This window comes from Pseudoalteromonas sp. S16_S37, assembly GCF_014694405.1.
Lineage (GTDB): Bacteria > Pseudomonadota > Gammaproteobacteria > Enterobacterales > Alteromonadaceae > Pseudoalteromonas.
This window is the reverse complement of the sequence record NZ_JAAUWV010000099.1, coordinates 1-5971: the sequence shown is the minus strand read 5'-3', so window position 1 is coordinate 5971 and position 5971 is coordinate 1. Positions and strand designations below refer to the sequence as shown.

Sequence of the window (5971 nt, the reverse complement as noted above, 5' to 3'; positions counted from 1 at the left end):
GCTTTGCTTTAAGTTGCTCAGCGCTCCGTGTCAGTGGGGTCGCATTATAGGGCGACGAATTAAAAGCGCAAGCGATTTTTTGAAGGAAAGTGATAAAAATAGATTGTTCGAGCAATTTTCGAGCGAAAGCGCTGTTTATTGACAATCCAGGAGCTTATAAGTCTTTAATATTGGGTATCAAGGGGGCACTGTGTACATTTTTTCAATCGCAGGATTCAGTAGGCTCAAATAGAGTAAATATAAGTAATCGCTACATCAACGAGCCCTAGCTTGAGCTTTACGCTTTTGCGTCTAGGCTATTAAGAGTGCATTTTTAACATTAGGATATGTAAAAGTGGAACTCAACAGCATTCATTCATTTTTTCATCAGGCTTATATGCCTCACGGGCACTGCTATCTATGGCAACCGCATTTATTATGGACCAATGTAATATCTGATCTACTTATTGCTACAGCATACTTTTCAATACCAATTGCGATAATGATCTTTGCTAAAAAGCGCCCTGAAGTCGGTCGGCATTGGTTATTTATTTTGTTTTCTAGCTTTATCACTTTATGCGGTATTACCCATCTGATTGGTATTTATACTGTTTGGCATGGAGCTTATGGAATACATGGGATCTCTAAAGCGCTTACTGCGGTTGTATCTATGGTCACAGCTATCTACTTATTTAGATTAATACCAAACGCAGTCGCAATTCCCACACCGAGTCAGTTTTTTGGTGTAAAAGATAAGCTATCAAAATTAACCACTGAGCAAAAGCAACTTAAGTCCTTGCTCGCCGAGCACAGAACAACAGAGTTTATGCTCAACAGTTTACCTGTTTGCACGCTATTACTCGATGATTCTAATAACATTGTCAAGTGCAATCCCCAGCTACTCAATGAGCTGGGGTATAAAAATGCAAAACCAATGTTAGGCACGCAGTTATCAGATCATATCCAGCTCGATGACCCATTTCATGAACTGCCGACAATACTTGCTGAATCAAAAAAGAATAAATCCCAAACACTTGAGTTACTGTGTCAGGTTATTTCAAAAAATGGCGTCGCGATACCCATGGAAATGCGGCTTGTTCACTCTTCATTTGAGGACCAAAAATTCACAATTGCAATCTTTAACAACCTTTCGTCCTATAGGCAGCTAAAACAACAACTGAACGCTTCACATCAGAGAATTGAAAGAGCCATTAACGCTACAGAAGATGGTGTATGGGAATGGGATATTCAGAATGATAGCGTCATCTACTCACCTACATTAATGAAAATGATAGGAAAAGAGCATTTAAAAACTCCAACTTATCTAGATTGGTATGAACATATTCACCCCGACTATCGCGCAAAAGTCGAAGATGCGATAAAAACCCACTTTGAAACCAAAAAAAAGCTCCAAGTAGAGTATTTAGGGCGTAACCAAGATGGTGTATATGCTTGGTTTCTGGCGGTAGGTAATAGTCAATTTGACGAAAATGGCAATGCATGCGTCATGTCCGGTGCATTGCGTTACATTCAAGATAGCAAACAACTAGAGTCTCAGATCGCAGAAAAAACAAATATTCTAAATTGTCTATTCGATGGCGCCAACCAAGCAATCTGGTTGCTTAAGGTAGAGGATGATGAAGACTTTACGTTTTTACAATTTAATAGAGCAGCAAGTGAGAGAATAAGTGTCTCACCTGTTGATATTATGAATAAGCGCTTGTCCGAATTAAGCAGCTCCTTAGTTGCGCCAAATATAGTGCGCAAGATCAGAAGCAACTACTTGCTCTGCTGTGAACGAAAATCGCCTTTTGAATATGTTGAAATGATCCCTAACAATGATGAAAACAGATGGTATCAGACAACACTCTATCCAATTCTTGATGCAAAAAACAATGTAGTAAAAATCGTTGGTACAGCCATTGATATCACAGCTCGAAAGCTCGCAGAACAAGAGCTAGAGCAAAATCGTATATTTTTAGAACAGATAATCAATTCTGCGGTATGTGGTTTATATCTATACGACATTGAAAACAATCGAAATACTCGTATTAATCAGCGTTACACTGACATCCTGGGCTATAGTATCAGCGAACTAAAAAATACCACCATGAGTGAGCTTATTCATCCAGATGACGAACCTAAATTGGTTTCCCACTTTGAGAAAGTACTTTCAAGCAAGCAGCAAGAACTAATACCTGTTGAATATCGATTAAAACATAAAGATGGCAAGTGGGTCTGGTGTAGCGCAGTCGACACCATAATTACTAGAGATGAAAATGGTAAACCAAAAATACTACTTGGCACCTTCGTTGATATAACAGATCAAGCCCAGTTATTATTAAAGCTCAAGTCGTCTAACGAGAACCTTGAACATTTTGCTTTTCTAGCCTCCCATGATCTTCAGGAACCTTTAAGGAAGATCACTGCATTTACCGATAGCTTATCGGTCCGCCTAGCCGAGCACTTAAAAAAAGATGAAAATGCTCAATTCGAAATGTCTCGATTAATTGAAGCAGCAGATCGCATGCGTACAATGATTCAAGACCTTCTTAAACTATCCCGATTACAATCACAAAAAATACGGCCGTCACAAACAACATTGGGAGAGCTCATCGATGATACTTGTGAACAGATCAGTTATTCGATTGAAGAACATCATGCTCGTATAAATGTAGAAACACCAGAACAAGCATTAAATGTAGACAGCTCCCTATTCGTACAGGTGTTTCAAAATTTAATATCTAACAGCCTAAAATTTATTGATGCTACTTCAACACCCGAAATACGTATATTTTGTAGTTCAAAAGATAACCAAGTTACCATTTTTTACGAAGATAATGGTATTGGTATCAAAGAGCCATATTGGCGCAGTATATTTGAGCCGTTTAAAAGGTTAGACAACGGGGTGAAATGCTCAGGCAGTGGTATTGGTTTAGCTATGTGTAAAGAAATTATTAAGTTACATGCAGGTGAGATTACGTGTCGAAGTCAAGAAAAGAACGGTACTACCTTTGTAATTCACTTGCCAGCAACTAAGGAGTAGTTATGGATATTGTTTTAGTCGACGACGACCCTGATGATGTTTACCTTTTCACAACAGCTTGTGAGCACATTACACCCAAACCAAACCTTATCGTTTTGCAAAATGGTGAACAGCTTTTGGAATATATAGATACACCTGGTCTCAAAACAGAACAACTGTATTTGGTAGATTTAAATATGCCAAAAATGGGTGGATTGGAAGCTTTGAAGCATATAAATCAAAGAGGTTTAAGCAATAAGCTGTGCCTTATTGGTTACACCACATCAAACCACCCATCTGATATCGAACATGCATTTTCGTTGGGCGCAAAATCATACATAACGAAACCTAGTAAGATTGTTGATCTGATTGATCTGCTGCAAGTTCTTACTAAATATTGGTTCGACTATAACCACTTTGCTAGGAGCTCCCAATGAATAGATGGTTAATTTATCTTTTAGAAGATAATGAAGATGATATCTATCTGATAAAACAGTTTTTGGCAAACTATAGTGGCCGCCACCAGTTTAGACTAAAATCGTTTAAGGACCTATCTTCTCTAAAAATAGCAACTCAACAATGCTATCCAGATATACTACTGATTGACCTAAACTTGCCCGAAAGTACAGGCTTAAACACGCTAGTTGCCGTTAAACACTTTGTATCAAGTACCCCGATCATAGTGTTAACAGGCAATTCAGAAGGAGATATTGGTGAGAAAACAATCCAATTAGGAGCTCAAGACTATATTCCAAAGTACGAGCTCACTACATCATTGCTTGATAGAACGATAGTCTTCTCGAAAGAACGATTTGAACTGCAACGAAATCTAGAAAACATGGTAGTCATGGATAAATTAACCATGCTCAACAATAGAGGCTCATTTGATACAGAGCTTCATAAATATGTTCAAGATGCTATTCGGTATAATACGTACTTTGGTTTATTATTCATCGATTTAGATAATTTCAAAGCAGTTAATGATGAGCTCGGACACCAAGCTGGTGATCAGTTGCTCAAGAGTGTAGCCGCTAAACTCAAAATGTTTCGCAGAACATCCGATTTCGTCGCCAGATATGGTGGTGACGAATTTGTTATTATCGCACCACATATATCTGATAAACAGCAGCTCGCCAAGTTGACGCAACACAAATACCGTCTGCTCGCAGATAGTTATTGTATCGAGGGAAACAATAGTCAAATCCATGAAGTAAATTTAGAAGTGAGTATTGGCGCAGTACTATTCCCCGAAGACGGTGAAAACGAATCTCAATTAATAAACAACGCTGATGCTGCAATGTATCATGCTAAGGAAGCAGGAACGCCCTTCAAGATAAGCAGTTAAAGGTCAAACAGTAATGGAAATCGATTTTGGGCCGACTCATACATTCTGATTGTTCATCGCTGTAGCATCGGCTACCGTTGCACTTAAAACAACACTTGGGAGCATAAAACACAGATAGCTTTAAAGAAGTCTATGATTCACTAAGACTCCTAAATTAAAACACGATCTTATACCCAGCTGTTATTTCGAATAATACCAACAGCAAGGCCTTCGATTTCAAATGACTGATACTTTAAATCTACCGTAATTGAAGCAAACTCTTCATTTTCGGCATGTAAAAAAACCTTACTACCAGCTTTTTCAAGCCTTTTAACGGTTACTTCATCCTCAACCCTAGCAACAACAACCTGACCATTTTCGGCAACTTTGGTGCTATGAACAGCAAGTAAGTCACCATCGAGAATTCCAATGTCCTTCATACTCATTCCATTTACTCTGAGTAAGTAGTCTGCAGCCGGCTTGAATAAATGAGCATCTATTTGGCAATGCGTTTCAACATGCTGCTGTGCCAAAATTGGCTCACCCGCAGCAACTCTACCTATTAATGGTAAGCCTAAGTCTTCCTGCTCTTGATCATCAACTAACCTGATCCCGCGGCTTGCACCAGGCACCATTTCAATAACGCCTTTTTTTGCGAGGGCCTTCAAATGCTCTTCAGCTGCATTCGCACTTTTAAAACCTAAAGCGTCGGCAATCTCAGCTCTTGTAGGCGGCATGCCTGTATCTTTAATAAATACTCTAATTAATTCGAATACTTGCTCTTGTCTTTTAGTAAGTGGGCGCATACAACTGGTTTTCCATACAGTACATTTACTGTGAGTATATACAGTTAGTAAAAAATCGCAATGCTGAAAATAGAAATATTGAAGTATTAGTTAAACGTTTATAGACATATCTGCTAATGATTAGATTGAAAAAATAACTCAGCGCTGGCGTTTTTTTAGCGTAAGTTAGGGTGAAAAGGGCTAACGACAGCGAACGCAGTGAGTGCGTTTCCTTTACGCAAGGTGAAGTAAGCCAGTTTAGCTACTGCTGAGGGACTCGCCTACTTAACTGAGAGAGTATTGCTTAGCAACAGTGAAGGTTGATCTTTTCACCTTGCGCTAATACCAATCTGCTTAAGCATGTGATCTAATACATGTACACGGATTAAAGCATGCTCACTTATATGGACTTAGATACATCTAGAAAGCTTTTGGCACTATCTCGAAGAGAATCAAATGTCAGAAAGCGTATTCGATTACTCGCAGTATCCTTATTTTTTAGAAGGTGAAAACCGAACCAATATTGCCAAACGTTTGAATACTGCGAGAAGCAGTGTTAATAAGTGGGTATCAAACTTCTTAATTAAATGCTTAGAAAGACTTGATAGTAAGCCGATACAAGGACGCCCAGCTAAATTAACACAAGCCAACTCGAACTCCTTTCAGCTCATATAATTCAGTCTGCCAATTCTTCGGATGGAGGGCGGCTTACAGGCGAAGACATTGGGAACTATATATTTAGACCCTGTAACAGATTCTGTGTAACTGCCATTTAGTTGATATGTCTTTCGAGGCGTTCCTCGAATTCGATAATAAATCGACTCATCGCCTGACGCCAGTTTTGAATGGGCATTGTCC

Annotated in this window: 5 protein-coding genes; 4 read left to right on the top strand and 1 reads right to left on the bottom strand. The window is 38.9% G+C overall.

Annotated elements, in window-relative coordinates:
* Positions 1 to 334 precede the first annotated feature (334 nt).
* Genes HC733_RS21455 through HC733_RS21445 form a run of 3 tightly spaced genes read left to right on the top strand, consistent with a single transcriptional unit; the run spans position 335 to position 4349 of the window.
* The gene (locus HC733_RS21455) at positions 335 to 3025 is read left to right on the top strand and encodes a PAS domain-containing protein (protein ID WP_190367021.1); all 2691 of its coding nucleotides are present in this window, start codon (positions 335 to 337) and stop codon (positions 3023 to 3025) included.
* Between the two features lie 2 nt (positions 3026 to 3027).
* A complete protein-coding gene (locus HC733_RS21450) occupies positions 3028 to 3441 on the top strand; it encodes a response regulator (protein ID WP_190367020.1) in 414 nt (137 codons plus the stop codon).
* The gene (locus HC733_RS21445) at positions 3438 to 4349 is read left to right on the top strand and encodes a two-component system response regulator (protein WP_190367019.1); all 912 of its coding nucleotides are present in this window, start codon (positions 3438 to 3440) and stop codon (positions 4347 to 4349) included. The genes HC733_RS21450 and HC733_RS21445 overlap by 4 nt, the downstream gene beginning before the upstream one ends.
* Positions 4350 to 4516: 167 nt before the next feature.
* On the opposite strand, the gene lexA is transcribed toward HC733_RS21445, so the two are convergent.
* Positions 4517 to 5134: a transcriptional repressor LexA gene (gene lexA, locus HC733_RS21440; RefSeq protein ID WP_190367018.1), complete on the bottom strand. Its 618-nt coding sequence runs from the start codon at positions 5132 to 5134 to the stop codon at positions 4517 to 4519.
* 435 nt (positions 5135 to 5569) lie between these two features.
* On the opposite strand from lexA, the gene HC733_RS21435 reads away from it, so the two are divergent.
* Positions 5570 to 5788: a helix-turn-helix domain-containing protein gene (locus HC733_RS21435; protein ID WP_190367017.1), complete on the top strand. Its 219-nt coding sequence runs from the start codon at positions 5570 to 5572 to the stop codon at positions 5786 to 5788.
* The last annotated feature ends 183 nt before the right edge of the window (positions 5789 to 5971 follow it).